The sequence below is a fragment of the Acinetobacter sp. RW6 genome (assembly GCF_041956835.1).
In the GTDB taxonomy this organism is placed as follows: Bacteria; Pseudomonadota; Gammaproteobacteria; order Pseudomonadales; family Moraxellaceae; genus Acinetobacter; species Acinetobacter calcoaceticus.
Genome location: NZ_CP167121.1, coordinates 1,298,238 through 1,323,881, shown reverse-complemented (window position 1 = coordinate 1,323,881; position 25,644 = coordinate 1,298,238). Strand labels below are relative to the sequence as shown.

At 35.9% G+C, this 25,644-nt stretch carries 22 protein-coding genes; 9 read left to right on the top strand and 13 right to left on the bottom strand.

The window, feature by feature from the left end; all coding sequences use genetic code 11:
- Nucleotides 1–400 precede the first annotated feature (400 nt).
- Nucleotides 401–865: a hypothetical protein gene (locus ACB088_RS06245; RefSeq protein ID WP_375038340.1), complete on the bottom strand. Its 465-nt coding sequence runs from the start codon at nt 863–865 to the stop codon at nt 401–403.
- Nucleotides 866–1,364: 499 nt separating this feature from the next.
- On the opposite strand from ACB088_RS06245, the gene ACB088_RS06240 reads away from it, so the two are divergent.
- On the top strand, nt 1,365–1,505 hold the full coding sequence (locus ACB088_RS06240; protein WP_375038339.1) for a hypothetical protein: 141 nt from the start codon (nt 1,365–1,367) through the stop codon (nt 1,503–1,505).
- Between the two features lie 108 nt (nt 1,506–1,613).
- On the opposite strand, the gene ACB088_RS06235 is transcribed toward ACB088_RS06240, so the two are convergent.
- Complete coding sequence (locus ACB088_RS06235) at nt 1,614–2,666, bottom strand: NAD(P)-dependent alcohol dehydrogenase (RefSeq protein ID WP_375038338.1); 1,053 nt, start codon at nt 2,664–2,666, stop codon at nt 1,614–1,616.
- Nucleotides 2,667–2,953: 287 nt separating this feature from the next.
- Here ACB088_RS06235 and ACB088_RS06230 point away from each other — a divergent pair, with 287 nt between their 5' ends.
- Nucleotides 2,954–3,841 carry an AraC family transcriptional regulator N-terminal domain-containing protein gene (locus ACB088_RS06230; protein WP_375038337.1) on the top strand — a complete coding sequence of 296 codons (888 nt, stop codon included), beginning with the start codon at nt 2,954–2,956 and terminating at the stop codon, nt 3,839–3,841.
- A gap of 179 nt (nt 3,842–4,020) precedes the next feature.
- Here the strand turns inward: ACB088_RS06230 and ACB088_RS06225 are convergent, their stop codons facing one another.
- A complete protein-coding gene (locus ACB088_RS06225; protein ID WP_375038336.1) occupies nt 4,021–5,247 on the bottom strand; it encodes an oxygenase MpaB family protein in 1,227 nt (408 codons plus the stop codon).
- 110 nt (nt 5,248–5,357) lie between these two features.
- Here ACB088_RS06225 and ACB088_RS06220 point away from each other — a divergent pair, with 110 nt between their 5' ends.
- Nucleotides 5,358–6,416 (top strand): helix-turn-helix domain-containing protein, encoded by a 1,059-nt coding sequence (locus ACB088_RS06220; protein ID WP_375038335.1) that lies wholly within the window; start codon nt 5,358–5,360, stop codon nt 6,414–6,416.
- Between the two features lie 103 nt (nt 6,417–6,519).
- Here the strand turns inward: ACB088_RS06220 and ACB088_RS06215 are convergent, their stop codons facing one another.
- Complete coding sequence (locus tag ACB088_RS06215; protein WP_004642882.1) at nt 6,520–6,747, bottom strand: tautomerase family protein; 228 nt, start codon at nt 6,745–6,747, stop codon at nt 6,520–6,522.
- 62 nt (nt 6,748–6,809) lie between these two features.
- Between ACB088_RS06215 and ACB088_RS06210 the strand changes: the two genes are divergently transcribed.
- A complete protein-coding gene (locus ACB088_RS06210; protein ID WP_062848470.1) occupies nt 6,810–7,292 on the top strand; it encodes a helix-turn-helix domain-containing protein in 483 nt (160 codons plus the stop codon).
- A gap of 44 nt (nt 7,293–7,336) precedes the next feature.
- On the opposite strand, the gene ACB088_RS06205 is transcribed toward ACB088_RS06210, so the two are convergent.
- The 6 genes from ACB088_RS06205 to ACB088_RS06180 form a co-directional block, all read right to left on the bottom strand.
- Nucleotides 7,337–7,546, bottom strand: coding sequence for a cold-shock protein (locus tag ACB088_RS06205; protein ID WP_005040451.1), 210 nt, complete (start codon nt 7,544–7,546; stop codon nt 7,337–7,339).
- A gap of 348 nt (nt 7,547–7,894) precedes the next feature.
- Nucleotides 7,895–8,431, bottom strand: coding sequence for a DUF4468 domain-containing protein (locus ACB088_RS06200; RefSeq protein WP_375038334.1), 537 nt, complete (start codon nt 8,429–8,431; stop codon nt 7,895–7,897).
- 199 nt (nt 8,432–8,630) lie between these two features.
- Nucleotides 8,631–10,580, bottom strand: a complete 1,950-nt coding sequence (locus ACB088_RS06195; RefSeq protein ID WP_375038333.1) for an alkyl/aryl-sulfatase — start codon at nt 10,578–10,580, stop codon at nt 8,631–8,633.
- Nucleotides 10,581–10,717: 137 nt separating this feature from the next.
- Nucleotides 10,718–12,112 carry a hypothetical protein gene (locus ACB088_RS06190; protein WP_375038332.1) on the bottom strand — a complete coding sequence of 465 codons (1,395 nt, stop codon included), beginning with the start codon at nt 12,110–12,112 and terminating at the stop codon, nt 10,718–10,720.
- 339 nt (nt 12,113–12,451) lie between these two features.
- Nucleotides 12,452–13,069, bottom strand: coding sequence for a TetR/AcrR family transcriptional regulator (locus tag ACB088_RS06185; RefSeq protein ID WP_003651867.1), 618 nt, complete (start codon nt 13,067–13,069; stop codon nt 12,452–12,454).
- 183 nt (nt 13,070–13,252) lie between these two features.
- Nucleotides 13,253–13,879: a TetR/AcrR family transcriptional regulator gene (locus tag ACB088_RS06180; protein WP_375038331.1), complete on the bottom strand. Its 627-nt coding sequence runs from the start codon at nt 13,877–13,879 to the stop codon at nt 13,253–13,255.
- Between the two features lie 166 nt (nt 13,880–14,045).
- Between ACB088_RS06180 and ACB088_RS06175 the strand changes: the two genes are divergently transcribed.
- Together ACB088_RS06175 and ACB088_RS06170 are read left to right on the top strand one after the other, a co-directional pair.
- Nucleotides 14,046–15,623, top strand: coding sequence for an MFS transporter (locus tag ACB088_RS06175; protein WP_375038330.1), 1,578 nt, complete (start codon nt 14,046–14,048; stop codon nt 15,621–15,623).
- On the top strand, nt 15,620–16,708 hold the full coding sequence (locus tag ACB088_RS06170; protein ID WP_375038329.1) for an HlyD family secretion protein: 1,089 nt from the start codon (nt 15,620–15,622) through the stop codon (nt 16,706–16,708). Before ACB088_RS06175 ends, ACB088_RS06170 begins: the two co-directional genes overlap by 4 nt.
- A gap of 131 nt (nt 16,709–16,839) precedes the next feature.
- On the opposite strand, the gene ACB088_RS06165 is transcribed toward ACB088_RS06170, so the two are convergent.
- Nucleotides 16,840–17,874 carry an AraC family transcriptional regulator ligand-binding domain-containing protein gene (locus tag ACB088_RS06165; RefSeq protein ID WP_375038328.1) on the bottom strand — a complete coding sequence of 345 codons (1,035 nt, stop codon included), beginning with the start codon at nt 17,872–17,874 and terminating at the stop codon, nt 16,840–16,842.
- A gap of 682 nt (nt 17,875–18,556) precedes the next feature.
- Here ACB088_RS06165 and ACB088_RS06160 point away from each other — a divergent pair.
- The 3 genes from ACB088_RS06160 to ACB088_RS06150 all read left to right on the top strand — a co-directional run bounded on the left by ACB088_RS06160 (nt 18,557) and on the right by ACB088_RS06150 (nt 22,511).
- Complete coding sequence (locus ACB088_RS06160) at nt 18,557–20,179, top strand: arylsulfatase (RefSeq protein ID WP_375038327.1); 1,623 nt, start codon at nt 18,557–18,559, stop codon at nt 20,177–20,179.
- A 42-nt stretch (nt 20,180–20,221) separates the two neighbouring features.
- Nucleotides 20,222–21,139, top strand: coding sequence for a formylglycine-generating enzyme family protein (locus ACB088_RS06155; protein ID WP_017389697.1), 918 nt, complete (start codon nt 20,222–20,224; stop codon nt 21,137–21,139).
- A gap of 172 nt (nt 21,140–21,311) precedes the next feature.
- Nucleotides 21,312–22,511, top strand: coding sequence for an OmpP1/FadL family transporter (locus ACB088_RS06150; protein ID WP_375038326.1), 1,200 nt, complete (start codon nt 21,312–21,314; stop codon nt 22,509–22,511).
- A 54-nt stretch (nt 22,512–22,565) separates the two neighbouring features.
- On the opposite strand, the gene ACB088_RS06145 is transcribed toward ACB088_RS06150, so the two are convergent.
- Together ACB088_RS06145 and ACB088_RS06140 are read right to left on the bottom strand one after the other, a co-directional pair.
- Nucleotides 22,566–23,957, bottom strand: a complete 1,392-nt coding sequence (locus ACB088_RS06145) for an amino acid permease (protein ID WP_375038325.1) — start codon at nt 23,955–23,957, stop codon at nt 22,566–22,568.
- 109 nt (nt 23,958–24,066) lie between these two features.
- Nucleotides 24,067–25,632, bottom strand: coding sequence for a CoA-acylating methylmalonate-semialdehyde dehydrogenase (locus tag ACB088_RS06140; RefSeq protein WP_375038324.1), 1,566 nt, complete (start codon nt 25,630–25,632; stop codon nt 24,067–24,069).
- Between the last annotated feature and the right edge of the window lie 12 nt (nt 25,633–25,644).

Sequence of the window (25,644 nt, the reverse complement as noted above, 5' to 3'; positions counted from 1 at the left end):
TAGTTTGGCTAGAAAATATTTAAATAATTATTGTTTTTCATTAAATTACATAATTAAGGAAATTCTTAAATGAAAAATAAACAGAAATAGCAATAGTAGTAAAAGCAGCGACTGCAACTCAACCAAAGTTACGCTATACAGTAGGAAAATAATGTGGCCAGATCAACTTACTTCGCAGATTTATACCAGAAAATTTTGGGGTTTACAGATTGAATTATTTATTAAAAATATGCTTGTCTCGCTTATTTATTAAAATATACAAAAGGCCTAAATCCGAACAATTTAAGCCTTTTTGTTTTAAAATAAAGAATTAATAATTCCCATATCTATTTAATTGATCTTATATTTATTATCGTGTCCTGCAAAATAGAAGTCTTTAAAAAAAGAATTTAATAATATTTTAAGATTGAGGTAACTTATCAAGAATGCAAAAATCCTTAATAAGGCTATCAAAGGAAATTTTAGTTTCACCTTCTATCAATATACTATGACCATTAAAAATAAATCGTCTAAATCCAATATACTTATCATGACTATTTTTTATATTAAATTCTCCACATGCATAGCTATTCCCATCTTTTCCAAAAAAACTTTTGATATTTCGATACTGTAGAGAATCAGGTGACTTAGTATTATTTTTAAAATATTGTTTAGCTTGCCAAACAACCCTTCTATCAGGTTTGATATCAGATTTTCTGTAAGAAGAATCATTAAGGCTAGATTGTGATTTGCTTTCTGTTAACGATACAATCTTTCGAGTCTGTTCTTTCAAACATTCAATATCTACTTTTCCACAAATCAAAAAACAAATTATAATCCCTATCAAAATAGCTAAAAAAAACTTTAAAACAAATTTGAAAATCAAATTACTAAACCCTTCACACAAATTGCATTATTAATGCAAAAAAATAACCACTATCTATAATTTAATTTATAGCGACAACATTAACCAAAAATTTATTTTTTCGAATAGATTATTTAAATAAGCATAAGCTTTATATTTATTAAAATACCTATGCAAAGGTTGTAAAGTTCCTAAAAATTTTGCACTTAGGAACAACTGTTAATTCTTATAATTCTAACCAACTCAATATTTAAACAAATACTCAAAAAAATAAAAAACACCTAACAATCATGATAAAACAATAAATATTTTACCATTCGTTATAAAGTTTTTAAATTTTAACAAATTCATAGCAAATTGTCACTTCACCTGATTTACTTTATTTAAAGAACCATCCTCTCTGATGGTCTTCTAAATCATGTAATAGCTTTTCAGTAGTAGCAAATCAAACTGTAAATACAGTATCAAAGTTGGTACACATGCTAGTTCTCAAAACACAGTACGCTGATCATTTGAACGTATGAACAAGTTTCTAAATGAACATCAAATTAAACCGGTTATTAACTATGGATATAAATTTGAAGAAGCTATTGAAGCCTTTAACCATCTTTCTAAAGGCGCGTTTGGGAAAATTGTGATCGAAGTTTCTTCAAATAAATAAGAAATAAAAATCATAATACTTTTCAGATAAATACCTACACTCACATTGTTATTAAAGCTATGTGCTGTGCACCTTTCTAAAAAGATGCACAGTCAAGATCAAACTAGCTTAATGATCAGATAAAGTTTTCATATCAATCACAAAACGATACTTCACGTCGCTCTTTAACATGCGCTCAAAAGCTTCATTAATGTTTTGCATGTCAATCATTTCTACTTCAGAAACAATATTATGCTCACCACAGAAATCGAGTAGCTCTTGTGTTTCTTTAATTCCACCAATGACCGAGCCAGCAATTGATTTTCTACCCAAAATCATTGGGATTGAATTTGCGCTAATTTCACCCAAATATCCAACCAACACAATTGTTCCATTTAAAGCTAACGTTGGAATATAAGGCTTAAGATCATGGTCATAAGGCACAGTATCAATAATTAAATCAAACTGATTTAACACTGATTTCATTTGAGCTTCGTCTGTTGAGAGCACAACATGATGTGCACCGAGTTGTTTTGCATCTTGTTCTTTGTTGGCTGAGCGGGTAAATAAGGTCACTTCCGCACCTAGAGCATTTGCAAGTTTAATGGCCATATGCCCCAAGCCACCTAAACCAACGACTGCAACTTTACTGCTCTTTCCAATATTCCAATGGCGAAGTGGTGACCATGTGGTAATTCCCGCACAAAGCAACGGTGGTACAGCTTGTGCATCCAAATTTTCAGGTATTTTTAATACAAAATCTTCACTACAAATAATGGTTTGAGAATATCCGCCCTGTGTCGGTCGTTGGTCATGACGATCTACAGCGCCATAAGTTTGGATGTTGCCTTGTTCACAATACTGTTCTAGTCCTGAATGGCAAGCTGAACAAGTACGGCATGAATCGACCATACAGCCAATTCCCACCAACTCACCGACTTTATATTTTGTGACTTTGGGGCCAATTGAGGTTACGCGCCCTACAATTTCATGACCCGGAACTAACGGATAAGAACTAAATCCCCAATCGTTTTTGGCCTGATGTAAATCTGAGTGACAAACACCACAATATTCAATTTGAATAACGACATCATCTTCACGTGGAGTTCTACGTTCAAACTTAAATGGAACTAAAGGAGTTTCTGATGACAGCGCGGCATATCCTAGAACTTCAATTGTCATATTTTTCTCTCATGTTTAATGTTTAAATAAAGACGATTTCTTGGCTGGACCTTCATTGACGGCTATTAATTTTGAAAAACCGTGAATATGTTGTGGGAACGGTGAATCAACAGGCTTTAATCTATCGACTTTTTTGCCATGTTCATCAGTATAAAAATGAAAGTAGTAACACGTTGTTCTATTCCTCTCACAGATTTGCCTAATCCTCCGAATTGTTGCAATTCTCTCTATTTTTCTTATTTGAAATGCCTACAATAAAAACACAGATGACAATAGGTGAAATCTGAATGACGAATATGTCTCTAGGCAATAATGAAACACTGGCTCAACTTATCGATCAATGGACCCGTGAAAAAGGTACATTCGAAACGCCTATTATGGGACTGACTTTATTCCGTGCGGAAACACTGACCCAACCAACGAGCTGTATGATGGATGCCAGTCTATGTATGATCGCTCAAGGGAAAAAACAGGTTATTCTCAGTGAAGAAGCCTATACCTATGATTCTAATCATTTCCTTTTTACGGCAATTGACCTGCCAGTAATTGCTCAAGTTCTTGAGGCTTCGGTTGAACAACCTTATCTATCAATAGTGCTACGACTAGACCCCTATGTACTTGCCCAAATCATGCTTGAAGCGCATATTCCTTTTAAAGATACAAATACTGAAAAAAAAGGAATGGCTGTTGGAGTGGTGAGTTCGGAACTGAATGATGCTTTTATACGGTTATTAAAACTACTAGACACACCACAAGACATCCCAATCTTGTCTCCCCTGATTATCAAGGAAATTTTTTATCGCTTATTGATGAGTCCACAAGGTGATCGGCTTAAACGCATTGTAGCGGCGGGAACTACAGGTCATCGAATTGTGAAAGCCATTGAATGGTTGAAAACAAATTTTGCAAAATCATTTAGTATTGAGGAACTTGCAAGCACAATGGGCATGAGTGCTTCAAGTTTTCATCAGCATTTTAGGGATATAACTTCAATGAGCCCCTTACAATATCAAAAAAGAATGAGACTGACCGAAGCACGGCGTTTATTAATCACTGAAGAATGCGATATTTCATCTACAAGCATGCAAGTAGGCTATGAAAGTTTGTCGCAATTTTCTAGAGAATATAAACGCTTTTTTGGGGTTCCGCCGTCGGTGGATATAAAGAGCGTATAAAGAAGAACCTTTCATTTGCAGATTTCATTGCAAGAAAAAAGTTCAATCCAATATGAATCTTATATTTAGCATCTTCAAAATTTATAAGTTAATTATTTAGAATTTGCTCCTAAATATAAAAAACTGCTGAAAGCAGTTTTTTATTAAATAGATTCCATACTTTTATTCAATATATTACCTTACCCCCTCTCATAACTAAGATCTGCCTGTGTATTTTTGATAATTTGTTGCATAAACTCATTGCGTTGTTTAGCTTTATATTTGCCTAAACGATCCATACCATTAGGCAGAATGCGTGCAACTGAAGTGATAACAAAATTCTTAGCAAATGAGCCACCAACTAATGCGGTACCAGTAATTGTTTTTTTTGGAAAAGTTAGTGAGCTTGCTATCTCTTTACCAAGCATTAAATGAGCAAGAGTACTAATATAATCTTGAATCATTTTTCTTTGAATACGGTCTATAAGTTTATTCTGATCGAAACGTATTATTTCATCTAAGGATTGCCAGAGTGCGCCTCCTAACATGGCAGATGTCTCATCAGGGATAAAAACTTGATGTAATTCCATCCAGGTTAAACGCCAAATATCTCGTTCATTCGTTGGAACAAGTGAAGGATGCACCCCAACAACATGTGCTATAAAACGCCACAGGTGAAAAATATCTTCACGCTCCTGTTCCGCATAAAGTACGCCTAAAATATTTGCACCCAAAGTTGTAAGTAAGGCAAATGGTAAAATTGTTGCAGTATAAATAACTTGATGAATAGGTTGATCCCACTGATCAAAATCCCAGTCATTTTTGGATTTCATCGCTTTTCGCATATGTGCATGAACCATTCTTATTCGTATACATGCCTTATATCCCGGACTAAAACGACTGCACATACCATTCGGAGCAGTGACATCATTAAACCAATTTAATGTTTCTACAGCACGCTTTCCTGCTTTTTTATAAAGATCTCCCGATCTTAATAAAACGTGATTAGCAACTGGAGCGACATAACTCACAGCCAAACCAGGAATAAAAATGGCAAAAGCCTCTTTACCTATTAATTGATAAAAACGAGTAGCACGCTCCAGCCTTTTATGATCTACCCAATATGGGAAGTCATCCACTACAGCAAAAAAATCTATGAGTTCTTGGGGTGGGTTATCAACCGTTTCGATTCCATATTCAAGCGCCTGATTAAACATATGCCTAGATGAAGATCCAACTCTATGCATACATTCAACTAAATTATCTGCTACAGGATCACCAATTTGTCTAAAGCAATTAAAGGATGCCATTTGTGCTTCTGTAGCATTCGGTGCATCTTTATTAAAAAATCTTGAGGCTACATTGAAAGGAAACTGTTTCATCGTGCTTGGATTTTCAACAACGGCATAAGAATATTTATCTAACATCGGGGAACTCAAAATGATCAAATATTATTTTATAAGTTATTAAAAAACTTCTTCACACAATAGGTGTAGTTATGCCATATTAATGATCAATTTAGGCCAAGACTAAATATATGCAAGATCCTTTTGGATTATTTAACGAGACCATATCGATCTCTTATGCCCGTCTTTTATTAGAGATTTGTGAAAAATACGATATTAGTGCTGTGACTCTTCTAGAAAATACAGGACTAACCTTATTAGACATTAAGCAACATGATGCAAAGATGAGTGCACATCAATGGTCTAAATTAGTAGCTAATGCACTTCAGCTGACTGGTAACTATCGGCTAGGAATAGAATATGGATATGCTTTACGACCAACTGCCCATGGTTCATTAGGGTTTGCTTTTTTGAGCTGCGTTGATGTAGAAACAGCACTAAATCTTTGCCAACATTTTTTCTGTACACGCATTCAAAGTTTCATACCAAATTGGACTTTCAACGAAAAGCTTGTATACATTTATCTTGATGATGTCCACCCAGTAAAATTAGGCGACGAACAGCAGTCTCAACAATTAAGAACATTTTTAATTGAAAGTCTTTTATTTGGTGGAATTCATTTATTAGAACTACTCATTCAAGAAAATTTAGAGGACTGTGAAATTTTTCTAGATTGGTGTGAATCTTCAGATTATGAAGAAGTTTTAAATAAAAATACAAAAATTCATTTTAATAGTAAGCGGAATGCTATAGCTTTTCCTTTAAAATATTTAAAACACCCCAATCCGCAAGGTGATTTAGTTGCCTTCCAACAAGCTATTCAATACTGTGAAAAAGATAAAAGTTTAATAGTAAAAGATGCCACATATCATTTACAAAATTCGATAAGGATGGAACTCTTACATAATTTCAATAAAAACTATCCATCTCTTCCCGAGATTGCTAAACGTTTAAATATGTCTGAAAGAACGATTAAACGCCATTTACAGATACAAGGAACAAGCTTTCTTCAAATTCTCAATGAGATTCGTTTCAAAGAAGCCAAAAAACTTTTAGCAAAAGAACAATATAAAATTCAAGATATTGCAACCTTGATTGGATATGAAGAGTCTACTAACTTTGTTAGGGCTTTTAAAAAGCAATTTGGTTTAACACCTCATCAGTACAGGAAAATTAACTTTCAGAAGTAATTTTCTAACAGTTAAAATTTATTTAATAACCTGAATTACCCTAAAATAATTCAGGTTTGTTATGTCGGTATTTCTACACCGAACACCACTGGAACAATAATAGTTAGTTAGCTTTAGATATTATTTCAATCATCTCTTTTGTTGGTCGTAAGTGGCCTAATTGCCACTGTTCAGGAGGATACTCATCAATTCGTATCCAGACATGCTCTCGAAAAGCAGCATTTCCCTTTCCTTCAATCTCTACAAATAAATCTGCTATTCGCTTAAAAAGTTCAGCCTTACTTTCTTTATCTAGTAAGCCTTCTATTGTTTGTATATTTATAAATGGCATAATGCTACCTGAATCAACCCTAGGTCTAAATTGTAGACTCATGCTAATTGGAGCCCCACTGAATGTCAAATCAAATTATTCCAAATATTAGATTCTCGGCAGATGCGTGTGGAATTTTTCAAATTGCTGAAATATTGAATGACACGTGGACCATCCTCTTATTAAGAGAAGCTTTTTATGGGGTAACTAAATTTAATGAATTTTTAGAAAATACAGGCATATCAAAGCAAATTTTATCTAATCGACTAAAACATCTTATTCAATTAGAAATATTTGAATTATCTATTTATAAGGAAATCGGCGTTAGAGAGCGCAAAGAGTATTTACTCACACCAAAAGGTAGAAGCTTAAATATTGTATTACTTGCAATGCTTGAGTCTGGCAGCAACTTTATTGAAGCTGATAAAGATGTGGTTAAAGTTTTCCACAAAAATACAAATGATTTACTTAAATTAAAGCTGGTCGATTCAAATGATCAGGTCGTTAGCTTAGAAAATTTAGAATTAAGATTAATCCATCGTCAGGTAAAAGTTGATTCAGAATAAATAAAAAAGCCCTGAATATTCAGGGCTTTTTTATTTATCGCTTATTACTGTGGAATAATATTCACAGCACTTGGACCTTTTTGGCCTTGAGCGATATTAAAAGTTACTTGCTGACCTTCATATAAAGTTTTGAAGCCAGAAGAAGCGATTTCTTTAAAATGGGCAAACACATCTGGACCAGATTCTTGTTGAATAAAACCGAAACCTTTAGTTTCGTTAAACCACTTTACTGTACCATTACTTGTATTAGACATAATATATCCTTTGATTTTAATAATTTGAGTCATTTTAAAATGACAAATATAACTTTGAAAAAATAATAACGAATTGAGCTTAAGATCTGAAAAAAACGAAGGATTATGACTAAAACTGCGATACTTAAAGAAGATTTACTACAAGTCTTTTTTCTAGTTAAGTTAAGCATACAGGAAATCAATATTTATTCAAGATATTTATATGCAATATTTATTTTTTTTATATTAAAGAGATATACATCACCTACTTAGCAAAGATAAATGCCTATTTTTCTTAGACATTTATCTCTCACGAGCCAATGTGGGGCCTCTTCAACTATATTTTTTTAAAAGCCAATATATAGAAAACTACATTGGACTCGCGCCTACAGGTTGAGCATTCGGATGTGAGATATGAAATTTATAGTCTTCCACAATGTTCTTTAATTGATTTTTGATGGATGCATTTTTATCTTTATAAAAATGATTATTACGGTTGTCACGAGGTTCTATATTGCTAAAAGTAAGCTTAGCTTGATGATCTTTAACTTCTATTTTCAAAATATAATTAAAAGAATCGTCCGCTACCTTAATCATATTTCTGCTTAGACAGTCCATACAATTATCAAATTTTAGCCCTGCATGTCCTTTAATGGTCAGTACTTTATTTACTTCATCTGCCTGAATAATCTTTCGACTTGAAACATAATCCACAACATTGTTTCGCCAGTTTTTAGAAGCATCATAAATTTGCGTTTGGCTTAAACCTTTGAATTTAACAATTTCTGAAAAATACTCATTTTTATTTTCAGCAGGTTTTTCATCAACTTTATTAGGCAAAGAAAGACAACCTTGCATACCTAGTACGGCAAAACTTAATGTAGCAGCTAAAATTACTCTTCTCACGTAACGCTCACTTTTTAAAGAGACTAGAAGTTAGAACCTCCAAATTTACACCAGCACATCTCATAATTTGGTTTATATAAAGTTAAAAATGCAGTACCTGATTGTCAGGTATATCAGGTACTGCCAGATCTAGATCAGTTGAAATCATTGCTAAAGGATGCTTTAGCTTAAGTTTCCTAGGAATCTATCTTTGATCGTTTCAGTTTTCTGGACGAGTCACAATTGGAAAAATATTGGTAGACTTTTTAAATAAAGAAAAGAACTTTCCAATTTTTAACGGATTGCCCTTTATTTCGCTTTCCTTAGAAAATAAAACTTTCGAACCACTCACTTCACCTGTAATTAACTTTAAATATAAAAGTTTAGTCAGCTTCAACGTTGGACAGTTTGTAGGTAGATTATCGCTGTCATATTTATCAAAGAGCATGACCGAGTTTTCAATCCGTAATGAAAAATTTTCTTGTGTATCGGTCAAGACTAAGTTCATACACTGATTTTCATTTTTTAAATTTTCAACATCCAGATTGGTTGCCATCGCTTCAAGAAATTTTTCAGTCGGCGTATGAATAAATAAACCTAATAAATCCGAAGTATTCTTAACTGGAGTAACGCCTTGTAATTCTTGTGCACCCGATAAATAGAAATTACGCCAAGTCGAAGCTTCCGCTGAATATCCTAATTGTCGATAAGTTTTTGCCAGCAATTCTTTCGCTTGAAAATTCTTTGGGTTATTAAATACTAAATGTTTTAGAACTTCCGCAGCCCATCTGTATTCAGCCTTGTCATAAGCTTGCTGAGCATTTTTTAAAGCATTCGCCTCTCCACCTGCCAGTTCAATATATTTCTTTGCAGCATCTTTAGGCGGTAAAGGGTCTAAATTTGACGGGTTGGCATCAAACCAACCCATGTAGTATTGATATACAGCCTTTGTATTATGTTTTAAGGTTCCATAATAGCCGTGAGCATATAGCTTTTGGTCTAACTCTGGTGGCAGTTTAATCTTCTCTGCGATTTCAGCACCATTTAAACCAGAGTTCATAGAACGAACAGTTTGATCATGAATGAATTTATAGACATCTCTTTGTGTCTTAATAAAGTCTTGAATATTTTGTTGCCCCCAAACTGGCCAGTGATGTTGGGCAATAAAAACTTCTGAGTTTTGGGTTTGCACTAAAGCTTGGTTAAGATAACCGACCCACTTTAACGTATCGCGTACTTTAGCACCCCTTAGGGTATAAAGATTATGTAGCGTATGGGAGAGAATCTCTGCGCCGTTATAAAGCTTAAGTGAAGGAATGGAAAAAGTTAATTCTGACGGCGCTTCTGAACTTGGAACGTTATAGAATACAAAATCCAAACCATCGATATTTAATTTTTGTTCTTTCTGCGTAATCAACTGATTCGGTTCTAAAATTCCGATTTGTCCGACTGCTACCGCTTTACCTAAACCATTATCGACCAAACCTTCTGTATTTTTAGGTAAAAATGTACCATACATATAAGTTGCTCGGCGACTCATGGCTGGCCCAGCCATAATGTTCTCACTAGTCGCTTCTTCCATAAATCCTTCAGGAGCAACAATGGGTATCTTTCTTTGCTTCAATTCTTCAGCAGAGATAACCCCGAGAGCACCACCAAAATGATCAACATGGCTATGCGTAAAAACAATCGCTGAAATTTTCTGGTTACCTAAATGCTGTCTTGCAAATTTAATAGCCGCTTCAGCAGTTTCTTTAGAGGTTAAAGTGTCAACAATGATCCAGCCCGTATTCCCCTGAATAATGGTCATGTTTGCCAGATCAAAACCCCGAACTTGCCAAACACGGTCCGTCACCTTAAACAAACCAACATTATTATTTAATTTTGCTTGTCTCCACAGGCTTGGATTTACAGTATTGGGAGCTTGATCTTTAATAAAATTAAATGCATCAAAATCCCAAATTACATCTCCTTGCTCATTTTTTATTTGGCCAGTAGGTTTAGCGATAAAACCCTTTTCAGCATTTTTAAACTCATCAGCATCTTGTAGATTGTACTTACTACCGTAAGAGGCATTGGAGTCAATAACGGCCTTCTCTACTTTAGTTTCTGCAAATGTGTTAAATGATAAAGTGCATAACAATGAAGCCGTTAGTACTTTGATTTTCATAAAATTTCCTTAATATTTTATATGCTGTTTATCCCATAAAGATTGGGAATATTTTTATTGATTTAAACCTTCTTATTGAGCAAAGAAAAAACCAATCTTTCATTAAAAGATTGGTTGATTTTCTTTACATCTAGATTTTAAGAACAACCCTTTGTTTCAAAAGCGTCTTTAGAGGTGTAGCGAATGTCTGGCAAATAATCACCCATTACTGCTTTTTCTTCACCCGGTACTTTCACCTTCTGAACGGCGTGAGCAAAAGCGCTATCAGGTAATAAATTACGCATAATAAATAAACCAAAGTCTGAGTGACCGAAAGCTTTACCATCCTCAGCTGTATAGCCTGAACCACGAGGGCTTAGCTCAAGGAAATATACGCCACACTCTTCTCGTGCATTCGCTGGTCGATCTTCTGGTAACGAAGCAACAATGGTATAGAAACCGTCTTTATCTACTTTTTGAATATTTTCGTCATAGAGACAATAATTTGTCGCGGTTGAAATCACTTCATTTGTACAAATTGACCAATAACGTACATCTGTTTTTTGAACAAACGGATCATTATTAAAAGTTTTCGCTGTAGTTGGAACTTTACCTCGAAGTTCGATCACTTTACCTAATCGTCTACTTACTGTCGCATAAACATATTCATTGTCAGGTGTAGCCCAAAAACCAAGTTTTGGTGTGACAGCCAAACCTTCACATTTATCAATCGGCTGTTTTGTAATAGGATCGAATTTATAAATACATTTGAAGCTATCTAAAGCACTAAAAGCTTTGTACCATTTCGGTTCCTGTTGTGCAGGAAAACCCACATATCTATTTTGGTTAAATGCATCTACAGTATTTTTTAATGGTACTGCCGATATACGATCAATAGGTGCTTTTTTTACTTGTAGAACATTACAAACATCTTGGCCTTTTCTAACTTCCCCATTTGCAAGTTGTACTTTAAATCGAGGGAAACTCACATTTCCTTTAATATCCATATTTTTGTTGGGTACATATACACGATATAAAATGGCAACTTTGCCATCACCTGTTTTTGGGGCATACAACGTATTATTTAGAGGATTATTTGGTAAATCTCCTAATTGCAATTGTGCTGAGTAACTACGCGCTTTGCCAAGACGGTTATTCCCGACTACAAACGGGTTGATTGAACCTTGATTTGGTAAAATGGCTGCATCTAATAGGGAATTAACTCGCTCACCTTTTGCGGTATAGCTCACCAATGAAAAGTGACGCGAATAAGGATAATCCCCATCAATCATTACTTTTGCACCTTCTGGAACCGTAAATTCTGATGACCAATACGTTACATTAGAATCAGGAAACGCATAATTTAACGGGTCTTCTCCCGTATGCTGTTTACTTGTTACAGAATCTTGCCACATGCAATCTGTTAACTCAGTTCCTGGGTTTGTTGGTTTATTTACCTGAGTAGAATCATCACTATCATTGCACGCGCTCAAACCCACAGAGCCGATCACCGTCAATAATATTGCAATCCTTAACTGATTAAATTTTTCCATAATACTTTTCCATGTTGACCAAGCGATACAAACTTGATTTTTTGTTATATTTCTTAATCTCGAATTTTTTCGAGATCTAATCCATTTAGATTAAAATAATAATCCAACTAGATTAAATATCAAGCTATTTTTATCAACAATGAATAAAATTATTTTTTTAAATAAAATCAAATATTTATTAACATTTATTAAAATATCAACACTACAGAAAAAGTTTTATCAATTCTGATTACACAAGAGAGTAGAGTTCAAACCGTACTATCTAAACTGGTTCTATAAAAAATGTAGGGTGAGATGAAGCGATGCTTACTCAGTGAAAGATAGGAAATTTTTTGAGGCTTATGAATAAAAATGATCTACTTTAAAACGAATTCCACCTTCAATATAATCTTTTAGATATTTGGCGATTAGTTTATGATCTTTAACCTCTGTTGGCCAAAAATGCTCAATTCCAACATCACTGATCACATTTAAAATGATGTTAAAAGTAAAAAGTACTTTAAGTGAAATCGCATTAGGGTCTGCATCTGGTAAAGCTTGTTGTAATAGACCTACGGCTTTATTGGAAATAGGTACTAAAGTTTTTGCAACAATAACGCGCCCTTCATCTCCGGCACTAATCGTTTTAGAGAAAAATTTTATGTAATGAATGCCATTATGCTGTAAAAGTATTTTTATCATAGGTTTCATTAAAGCATCTACAACATCAGAAACTTGTACATTATCGGGTGGAATAGCATTTAATAACTCTAAACTATCAATAACATAAGGCTGCATAACATGATCTAATGCAGCCTCCACGAGTCCCCATTTTGATTTAAAGTGGTAATAAAGAGCTGACTTATTTGCAACTCCAGCAGTTTCATTAATTCTTTGTACTGATAGCGTTTCAATATTATTTTGTGAAAAAAGAATGATGGCTGCTTCTATCAATTTTTCTTTAGTTTGTTTACTCATTAGCTTCCACAGTACAAGTTAAAATTAATGGTATTAACTTAAGAAAATATCCCCATTCTTAGGCATTAACCTTTAAAGAAAAAGAATAATCCATATAGATTAAATATCAAGTTGTTTTACTCTTAAATAAGCAAAAAATAGAAACTATTCTTATCAATTTTGAGACTAGAAGTACTTATAAACTTATTTTAACTTCTCATTGTAATTGATATTTTTCATAAAAAAACCAACTGCATATTCAACCCAAGAACTAATTTCACTATCCGATATGACGTAATTAGGATGTGTAAGACACTTAAGATGCGCATCACTTCGTAGTAACGCTAAAAATATATTCGCAGCGACATCTGAAGAAGAATTTAACTCAATTTCACCATTTTTGGCTGATTTTTCAAGATAACCCGCAATAATATTAGCAAGACGCTGTGGGCCAACTTGAAAGAATTTTTCAGATAACTCTGGAAACCTGACTGCTTCTGCAATACATACCCTAAAAAAAGCCAAACCTGAATGCGATAATATAAAACACAGATAAGTTTTTCCAATTTCAGTTAAAGCAGAACGTAGGTTTTCAGCTTTTGTCTCGACTAATATAATTTGCTCTTGCATGTTTGTGCATTGTCGTTCAATCACGGCAGCAAACATCACTTCTTTATTTTTATAACAGCCATACATGGTTGCTTTTGAAACACCCGCCTCTTTTTGAATCATATCTGTTGTGGTGCCGCTAAAGCCATGAGTCAGAAAAAATTTTGTTGCTGCATCCAGAATTTTTTGATCTTTTTCATTAGCTTTCGATGAACCAGACATAGTGACCTTATAACAATTTTAGCGACTTCGTTTGTAGTGTAACTCATCGAAAAGTTCAAAATCGAGAATTGACGTAAATTTAATTAAAGAGTAGAGTACCGATCGGTACAGTTAATTGCAATGCCTGCTCCATGCATAAATTTGTGTTTAAAATTTAAGGTAAAAGATGAATATACGCCCCCTCATCGGTTTGGCAGGTGCAATTTTTGCTGCAATGACTGTCGAATTTAATAACCGAATCACCAGCATTACCTTAGCCGACATACGTGGAGCTATGGGAATTAGTGTCGACTCGGGTTATTGGGTCAACAGTATTTATGCCAGCGCCATGATTATTGGAATGATACTTTCCACCAGTTGGGCGGTCATTTTTTCTATGCGGAGAGTTCTTCTTTTTGCTATAGGGCTTTGCCTCTTCTCTAGTGTTTTAATTCCTTTTAGTCCAAATATCGAAATATTTTATTTATTACGCGCCTTACAAGGTCTTGCTAATGGTTTAACTATTCCTTTGCTCATGGCATGTGCGCTCAGATTTTTGGGGCCAGATATTCGTCTATGGGGCTTAGCCTGCTACGCATTAACTGCAACATTCTTTCCCAACTTAAGTGCTGCACTTTCTGCCTTCTATTTAGATGTGATTGGCTGGAAAATGATATTTTTCCAAACCATTCCTTTTTGTGCGCTAAGTGCTGCGCTGGTTTATTTTGGAATTCCTCAAGACCCTTTAAATTATTCAAGAATAAAGACTTACGATTGGACAGGCGCTATTTTAGCCATTGTTAGCTTGGCAAGCCTGAGCACCATGTTGTTACATGGCAATCATCTAGATTGGTTCCATTCCAAATTAATTTGTGTACTGGCTTTAATAAGTGTCATCACATTACCGTTATTTTTGATACATGAATGGCGTTCTCCATCCCCATTAATTAAACCGCAAATGCTCGAAATACGAAATTTTGCTTACGCTATCTTTGCACTGTTTTGCTTTGTAATCATTGGGATGTCGACAAGTACATTACCGCTCAATTACCTGAGTGCTGTGCATGGCTATAAACCTACCCAAACCATGTGGATTGGTTTACAAATTGCGGCATTGCAATTTATCTATATTCCCATTGTCGTTAAGCTTTTAAATCAAGCTTGGGTCGATAGTCGATATGTGCATGGCTTTGGTTTGCTTTTGGTGATTGCTGGCTGTTTAGGTGCAAGTCAACTCGACACCACATGGAATCAAGATCAATTTTATTTTTGGCATGCCATTTCATGTTTAGGGCAAACCTGTGTAGTGCTCTCGTTGCTCATGATGGGTACAAACAGCGTACATCCAACCATGGCAATTTATGCTTCACCAATGATTAATACCCCACGTGCCATTAGTGGCGTACTTGGCGTTTGTATTTTGGATTGGGTGAACCGAGTACGCGGTGAATATCATTCAACACGACTAATTGAAAATACAGCCCAACATGTTTTCCAAAATATTCAAGGCCCTGTTATTAACCCTCTTACCCCACCTGTACTGACTGAAAATGGCGCAGAACGTGTTTCAGGTGGTTTATCTGCTCTAAATTCTGCGATTCAAGTGCAGCAATCTGTTTTAGTCATTAGCGATCAATATCTACTTTTAGCGGGATTGGCTGCGTTTTTATTGATCGTTATGCTGATTTTGCCCGTTAGAACTTATCCGCCACGTATTGCTCTCATTAAGTTAATGAATAGTCATAACTCAGGAAAATCTTTATGAGTACTCTCGAAGCCCTAGATACCACCAACATCGAACCACCTAAGTTAACAAAGGTGCAATATCTCAAAAAGCATTGGGTTATGGTTATCGCATTCATCATCGTTTTAGCATCCATTTTATGGGTTTTAAAACTTATATTTTTACCCTCTTCGATTGTTAAAACAGACGATGCACGTGTGGATGTAGAGTACTCAACCATTGCCCCTAAAGTGTCTGGCAATATTGAAGAAATTTATATTAAAGATCATCAGACTGTAAAAAAAGGACAACTTTTAGCTCGCATTGATCCACGTGATTATCAAGCTGCTTTGGCTGAAGCTGAATCTAATTATGCAAAAGCACAAGCGGACTTAAGCGAAGCAATGCTCGCAGTTGATAGACAACCGACTGTTATTCGAGAAACAGAAGCTCAGCTTAGAAAAGTAGAAGCAGGAATTACACTTACTAAAGACAACACGGCGCGTTATGAGCAGCTACAAGCTCTTGGGGCGGAATCTAGATTAATTACGCAACAGTCAAAAACCACATTGACTGAGCAATATGCCGACTTAGACAGCAGCAAAGAAAAAGTAATCGATGCGCAATATCAATTAAACCAATACAAGATTCAAGTACAAGCTAAACAAGCTGCCCTTAAACAGGCACAGGCCGCCCTTGATAAAGCAAAACTAAATTTGAGTTATACAGAGGTTCATGCGCCTATTGATGGCATGATTGGTCAGAAGTCTGCCAACGTCGGTAACTTTGTTGGCGCTGGTAATCCATTAATGGTTGTCGTACCTTTAAATCAAGTCTACGTAGAAGCAAACTTTCGCGAAATTGAGTTAAAAAAAATCAAAATCGGACAACCTGTTAATATCTATGTAGATGCTTATAATGTTGAGTTAAAAGGTGTAGTAGATAGCTTTTCACCATCTACGGGCGCATTTTTCTCTCCAATTTCTGCAACGAATGCGACGGGTAACTTTACCAAGATTGTTCAGCGCCTTCCGTTACGCATCAAACTTGTTGAGAACCAACCGGATATTAAGTTGTTGCGTCCTGGTTTATCTGTTTTAGTTTCTGTGGATACAACTCAGAAATAACTCATTTGTATTTTGGGATAAGAGCAAAAAGAGACCATTTGTGGTCTCTTATCCTCCAAGCAATCAATGGTTAAGAAGAGTATGTTTTGAGCTTTTTTCAGAATGAGAATTAAAAAAAAAGAAAATTGTGATCAAATAAAATCATCCCGATATTTCTTTGGTGATTTACCAGTCCGAGATTTAAACCAAGTAATAAAAGCATTACTGGTATAAAAACCCAAAGATTTCGAAATTAGAGATATTTTAAAATTATTATTTTCCAAATAACTTTTTGCGAGATCAAATCTAACTTCATCTAAAATATCACTATATTTACTATTCTCTTCAAGTAATTTTCTACTTAATGTACGTACACTTATTCCTAATTTCTCTGCGATATATTCACGTGAAAAATTTCCACTTATATGTAACTGCTCATATAGAATAGAACGCACACCGTTAGTAAACTCACTACTACCTACCGATTCTTTAATAATTAATTTCGCATAATTTTCAACATTTTCATACAACCTACGGTTTGCTGTTTTTAAGGGTAGTTTTAAGGCATTCTTTGATAAAATTATTGCTGATTCAGGTTGGTTAAAATACACAGGGCATTTAAAAAAATTTCTATAAAAGATGATATCTTCAGCTTTTAAAATATCATGTTTAAAATGTATTGACTGTAAAACATTTTGTTCATTACTTTTTACAAGTTGAACAATACTAGCCCACCAAGCAATTTTATATTCTGTTGCATATTGTATGAATTTAGGACTGCCTAATAGGCATACCCATTCCAAGAAAATATAATTATCTTTTTCAATCAAAAAAACCTTACCAATTCTACCATTTAGCTCCCAATACTTTTCAAAGGTTTCTATGGCTTCTTCTAAGGATGAGCTAATTTCAATTAAATAACCTAATACCCCATTTGCTACCGAGTTATTTTTTTCAATAAACTTTAATATACTTAATGGATCATCTGAATTAGAAAATAAAAAAAGTATTATTTTTTCTAAATATTCAAATAAAACAAAAGAATTGGGATCTATCAATAGATTTTCATTTAAATTAATTTTATCTATTAACTCTTCGCGGGTAATGTTAAAAAAATCACAATTATCTAGTATATGATTAATTAACCCAACTCGAACTTTCCCATTTGTATTAAATTTTTCCTTCACTTTTACACCAATAAAACCTATTAATATAAATAAATTTTAGTAAGAAACTTTGAGAAATATTTTGAAAGTCTTAATCACAAACTATCTCAGTAAAATATAAACTACTACTCTTCTAATCCTAAATTTATCATACACTAAACAATAACTTACATACAGAGTTAGCTTTTTCCATTTATTTTTCACCTCTATTACAGCCACTCCCCATAGCCTTCTCTTGGAAGAGTATTCCCTTACTAAACATCTATTTCTAATTTATGCCATTTCATTTCTGCTTTAGGTCTATTTTCAAAAAATAATGTTTAATATCATATATATATGTATTTTTCATAAATTTTTATCAATTGAAAGTTACTTATAAAAAATATAGTTTACGTTAAAGATTTTCCAAATCCGGCTTAAGTTTTTACGTTTGGGGAATTCCGAATAGATTAATTAAAGGAATAAATTATGTTCAATTTTGGATTGCCATCTATTTTTTTTAAAGTTATTTACTTCTTAAAAAATCATTTGAAGAAGAAAAATTATCAGTCAGGGCTTTCTGTTCTCTAAGAGATTGATTTGTAAATTAATTTAGGTCACCTATTTTAATGCAACTCTCTTCTGTTACTAATTTTCTAATGATTAAGCTCAACACTACAGGAGCTAAAAGTTAGAGATATCATCTAATTATCAGGAACATATCATGCCCTTGACTACAAAATTACGCATGAGTACAGCTCTAATTTCCGCATTCGCCCTATCGGCATTGGCACAAAATATTAATGCTCAAACTACAGCGATGACGGATGATACATTTTTAGCTCAAACTAAAACCGAACACCCAAATCAAGAACCATCCATTACTCGCGCTAAACAAGAGTCATCCGCCCAACAACGATTAAATGTACTTAAACAACGGTTTGGCCACTCTCCTAATATTATCGTTATTTTATTAGATGACGTTGGTTGGGGCGATCTTGGAGTATACGGTGGAGGGGTTTCTACCGGTGCTGCTACACCAAACATGGATCGTATGGCTAAAGATGGTCTACAGTTAATGAATGCCTATTCACAACCATCCTGTACACCGACCAGAGCTTCAATTTTAACCGGACAATTACCCATCAGAACAGGACTATTACGTCCAATGCTACCTGGCGAAGGTGCTCATGAAAGAGGTATTAACCCCAACACAACCCTTCCCCAAAAACTCAAAGATGCTGGTTATGTAACGCAAGCAATAGGTAAATGGCATCTAGGCTCTACCAAAGAAGCTCAACCTCAAAATGTGGGCTTCGATCATTATTATGGAATTCTGACCTCATCTGACGATTATACGGCGTGGCGAGAACCTTGGCGTAATCCAGAGTTAATGCTGGATCCTGCTCGAAAAAAATGGGCTGCCGAAGGTGAAATAATGGCCATTGTTGAAGCGTCTAAAGGACAAGAAGCTAAAGCTGTTTTTCCTATCGATAATGACTCAATCCGTCTCGTGGATGAAAAACTAACAGATAAAGCAATTAGCTTTATTAATGATTCAAAAAATAGTAATAAGCCATTTTTTCTCTATATGGGCGCACGTTGCTGTCACAATGATAATTATCCCCATCCTGATTTTGTAGGCAAATCACTTGCTAAATATCCATATAAAGATGCCTTAGTGGAAATTGACTATCGAATAGGACAGATTCGAAAAGCATTAGAAAAGTCAGGACAATCAGAGAATACGCTGATTATTTTAGCGAGTGATAATGGCCCATTTACAGAAGCCTTCCCAGATACAGGGGTCACCCCATTTCGTGGAGCAAAAGCGACCAGTTTTGAAGGAGGCGTCCGCGTTCCCGGTATTGCCTTCTGGCCTGGAGTAATAAAACCTGGACGTATATCAGAAGGGTTATTTGATCTGACAGATATTTATGCGACTGCCTTAGGCTTAGCTGGTGCGACGAATAGTATGCCAAGTGATCGCTATATGGATACTATCGATCAGTCATCATTCCTCGTTGCTGACGATGGAAAATCACGCCGTCGAGTCCAATATTATTGGGCAAATGATAATTTTATGGGTGTTCGCATTGCCGAATATAAATTATTAGTTAAAGAACAAAGCTTTAACATTCCTGATACATGGCCACAAGCAAGTCCTTTTCAAGGTACAGCTCAACCGTTGCTATACGGCGGTAAGATTTTCAACTTACTTATTGATCCGAAAGAAGAGCACGCAATGGCTCCTCTAAAGCAACCTCAAATTCCGGTTTTAAAAGAAGCTGTAATGAGGCACTTAGAAACCATGAAAAGATATAAGACTCCTGTGCTATTTAGATAATGAGTAAGACAGACCAACAACGAGCTATTAATAGATATTGATATGAATGATATGGTTTACCTCAATGGTGGTACTTTCCTAATGGGTTCAAACACCCATTATCCCGAAGAAGCCCCAGCACATCAGGTTAGTGTTTCTCCTTTTTGGATTGATAAAACACCTGTTACAAACTTGCAATTTAAACAATTTGTTGAAGCAACGGGTTACATCACTTTTGCCGAACTCCCTCCTAATCCAAACGATTATCCGGGGGCTCCAGCTCACATGTTACAACCGGGTTCCTTACTATTTGTTCCCCCTTTAAAGCCCACTGATTTAACAGATTGGTCTTGGTGGAAATTTGAATTTGGAACGACATGGCGTAATCCACAAGGCCCTGGATCAACTATTCATGGTTTAGATGATCATCCTGTTGTTCATATTGCTTATTGTGATGCTTTGGCTTATGCATCATGGCGTGGAAAATCTCTACCCTCTGAAGCGGAATGGGAATATGCAGCTAGAGGAACTCTTGAAGGTTGTGAATTCGCTTGGGGTGATGAACTCACTCCTCTTGGCAAGCATATGGCCAATACATGGCAAGGAGACTTTCCCTATGAAAATACAATGGAAGATGGTTATTCACGAACTTCTCCTGTAAAAACATTTCCCCCAAATGATTATGGGCTATATGACATGATTGGAAATGTATGGGAGTGGACAGCAGATTTTTGGTCGCCAACCCACCAATTTAAATCGGTTTCACCTTGCTGTATACGACACAATCCACGCGGCGGTGCGAAAAATCAAAGTTATGACCCCGCAATGCCTGAGATTTCTATCCCTCGGCAAGTACTTAAAGGAGGTTCTCACCTCTGCGCCCCTAATTATTGTCGACGATACAGACCAGCCGCCAGACATCCTGAAGCTGTTGACACTTCTAGTAGTCATATAGGTTTCCGATGTGTCATCCGTGCATAACTGAAATATAAAAAATAACTCAATAGGAGAAGATTAAAGGAAAGAATTCATAAACACTAAATCAAGCATAAGTACTTAGCTTGAAATCACTATATTGATGATATTCATACAGCGTTCTAATAAAAAAAATTAATTAGAATGTTGTATGCCCCAAAAGGAATTTGAGGCTCTCATGTATTCACGCGTTACTCGTTACTCGTTATTTATTTTAGCAACATCACCATTTATGAATACAGCATCTGCTGCTGCTTTGGATAGATCTGGACAGCCAGTGACTGATTTTTTTCAAGATGGTACCTATGCTTCCGTTTCTTATAACTATGTTATTCCCCAAATAAGTGGGCAAGATACTGGTCTAAGTTCTCATGGAAATCCACAACATATTCCGAATATTACCAACAACTACTCATCCCTCAGAGGCGGATTAAAAACTGATTTAAATGAAAATATTAGTGTTGGCCTTCTTTATGACCAACCCTTTAGTATAGATCTTCAACATCATGGCCAAAATGATTTTGTCTCTCAGCCTGTGAATCACCTAGCACAAGGAACTAATGCTACGTTGAGTAGTCATAATTTGACTGGTTTAGTTGGCCTGAATATTAATGAATATTTAGGTATTTATGCAGGGCCTGCGATTGAAGAGATACAAGGTAAAGTACAATTACGTGGGCACATTTATAAAGGTATGGCAAATTACAATGCTGACCTAGACTCAGATTATGCTACTGGTTGGGTCATGGGATTAAATATTAAAAAGCCTGAATTAGGGTTAAAAGCAGCCCTGACCTATCGTTCAGAAATCAGACATAAAACCGAAGGCACAGAACAATTTAGCGCATTAAGTAATGATATTTACATTTCACCTGTAATATTTACCTCTCCAGAATCGATTAATTTTGATTTTCAAACAGGTTTGAATAAAAAAACTTTATTAACTGCAAATGTCCGTTGGGTACCATGGAAAGATTTCGAGTTAAAGCCTGCCAAATTAGCAGAGCGAACTGCACCAGCGAGTCCCGACCATACTGGGTTTCCATTAATTAGTTATGAGAAGGATCAATGGTCTGCACAAATTGGATTGGCTCGAAAAATGACTGAAAAGTTTGTCCTATCCACATCAATTAATTGGGACTCAGGCCTTGGAGACCCTGCAAATGCATTAGGTCCAATTAATGGTTATTGGGGAGTCGGACTTGGATTCCAATATCATTTTTTACCCGAATGGGCTATCTCATTTGGCGGCAAATATTTATGGCTCGGAGATGCTGAAGCTAAACGCCAAAATGGTGATATTGTTGGAAGATTTACAAATAACGACAGTATCGTTTTTGGATTAAAACTGTCTTATCAAAATAAATCTAATCATTAGAAATTTCAGAAAGGACGGTATTTGCCCGTCCTTTCATATGTAAAGCCTTTTTAATTAATCTAAATTCATGGCAACCGCTCTGGTTGCTTTACGCTTTCGGGTGATGAACAACCCGCAAACAACCACAAGTAAAGTTACGCCCAAAGATAAAGTAGTTTCATAACTATAAGCTGGTGATAAGAACATATAACCTAAAACAGTCATAATGACTAAAATCACAAACCAAGTTAACCATGGGAACAACCACATTTTAAAAGATACCGCTGTACCCTCTTTTTCCCATTTCTGTCTTAAACGCAATTGTGAAAATGCAATCACCAGATACACCAGTAACGCAATTGAGCCAGTTGTTGAGAGCAAGAACCCAAAGACTTGGCCTGGAAACATATAGTTGACCGCACAGCAGACCACACCAATCAAAGTAGATAAAAACACAGCCGAAGTCGGTACGCCCGCTCCATTAATTTTTGTCACAACTCTCGGGGCTTCCTGACGTGTACCTAAAGCAAATAGCATTCGAGATGAGGTATAAACTGCGGCATTCATACAACTTGCAACTGCAATAAAAACGACAGCATCCATAATCAATTTAGTCTCAGGAACATTCAGGCTCATTAACACAAACTGGAAGGTGCCAAATTTTTGTAAGTCTGGCGAACTCCAATCGACCAAAGCAACTGCAAGAAAAATAGAAACAACAAAGAATAAAATAATTCGGTAAAGCACCAAATTAGTCGCACGTTTAATTTTTTCTTCGGGATTTTTAGATTCTGCCGCAGCAATTGAAAGAATTTCGATTCCAAAAAATGAAAATGCCGAGATTAAAATAGCCGATACAACTCCGCCCATGCCATGTGGCATAAAGCCACCATTTGAAAATAGATTGCCGATACCACTCACATTTTTTGCTAAAGGCCACATTCCAAATACAGCCATTGCCCCGATGATGATAAATACTACAATTGCAACGACTTTAATGAGGGCAAACCAAAACTCAAATTCACCAAAACTTTTGGTACTAAAAAAGTTAGCTAGGCTGAGTAAAATAATAAAGGCAAACGCATAAAGGGCACTGGAAATTTGTGGGAACCATGCATGTAAAATTTCAGCCCCTGCGATGGCTTCAATTGGAATAACCAGTACCCAAAACCACCAATATAACCATCCGATGGTAAACCCAGCCCAAGGGCCGATTGCTTTACGGGCATATGTAGAAAATGAACCTGTGTCTGGTTGCGCTACCGCCATTTCACCCAGCATACGCATAACCAGAAAAACCAAAATACTTGTAATTATATAAGCGAGTACGGCAGCTGGCCCTGCTTTTGCAATTGCCGCAGAAGAACCTACAAATAAACCCGCACCAATAACGCCGCCAATACTAATCATGGTGATATGTCGGTTAGAAAGTCCTTCACCTAATTTTGTTGTTTTATCATTGTTCATATTCGATTCCTTCAAATTGACAAACTGATTTTAAAACCGTCTTAAAAATGTACTTCTCCAACTTGTACGAAACAAAAAAGGGAAAATCAGAGTTTTCCCTTTTTATTCATCAATTTAATGTAGGCATAGCGAACTGTTTGGATTCACGGACTTGAGTCGAAGGCCAACGTTGCGTAATGGTTTTACGGCGTGTATAAAAACGCACACCATCTGGCCCATACGCATATAAATCACCAAACAATGAACGTTTCCAGCCACCAAAACTATGATATGCAACTGGCACAGGTAGTGGCACATTGACCCCAACCATTCCAACTTGAATATGGCTGGTAAAATAACGTGCAGCCTCGCCATCACGAGTGTAGATACACGTTCCATTACCATATTCATGGTCATTAATAAGTTGCATTGCATCTTGCATGGTTTGTACACGAATGACCTGTAAAACAGGACCAAATATTTCTTGCTGGTAACTCGTCATGTCTGGTGAAACTTGATCAATTAAAGTTGGCCCAACAAAAAAACCTTTCTCATAACCTGCTGGTTTTGCATCACGACCATCCACAACAATTTTAGCACCTTGTTGTTCAGCACTTTGAATAAAAGCTTGTACTTTGTCTTTATGTGCTTGCGTAATGAGCGGTCCGAAGTCATTACGCTCATCTGCATAGTGTCCAAACTTCAACTGCTTCATTTCTTGTTTTAATTTTTCAATCACAACATCTGCAACTTCATCGCCAATTGCCACAGCCACGGACAGTGCCATACAACGTTCGCCAGATGAACCAAATGCCGCACCTAACAAAGAAGTCACCACATTATCAATGTCAGCATCGGGCATAATAATGGCGTGATTTTTGGCTCCGCCTAATGCTTGACAACGTTTACCACTCGCCGTTGCTGTACGGTAAATGTACTCCGCAATAGGCGTTGACCCAACAAAGCTCACCGCTTGAATTTTTGGATGATGCAATAACGCATCAACAGCTTCTTTATCGCCATTTACAACATTGAAAACACCATCTGGTAATCCTGCTTGTTTTAACAGTTCAGCTAGAAATAAAGCAGCCGACGGCGCTTTTTCTGAAGGCTTTAAAATAAAACAGTTACCGCAAACAATCGCCATTGGGAACATCCACAATGGGACCATTGCTGGAAAGTTAAAAGGCGTAATCCCAGCAACCACACCTAGTGGTTGAAATTCGCTCCATGAATCAATATCTGGCCCAACATTTTTCGAATATTCACCTTTTAAAAACTCAGGCGCACCACATGCATATTCGACATTTTCGATGCCACGTTGTAATTCACCTTTTGCATCGTGACAAATTTTCCCGTGTTCCTCGCCAATCAGCTGGCAAAGCTTGTCAGCATTTTCTTCGAGTAATTGCTTAAATTTAAACATAACACGTGCACGCTTAATCACTGGTGTATCACGCCATGCTGGAAAAGCCTGCTCTGCAATTTGAACCACGTGGTTGACCAGCTCTGCGTCTGCAAGTGCAACATCTTTAGTACTCTCACCAGTCGCTGGGTTATAAACCGGCTGTTTCTTGGTAGTTTTGGTTACGGGGCCACCATCAATAAAATGCCCTACTACTTTAACGGTTTGCTGACTTGAATCTGTGTCTGTGTTGGCAATCGCGTTGCTGTCAAAATTCTCTAAAGTGTTCATCTTTATTCCTTG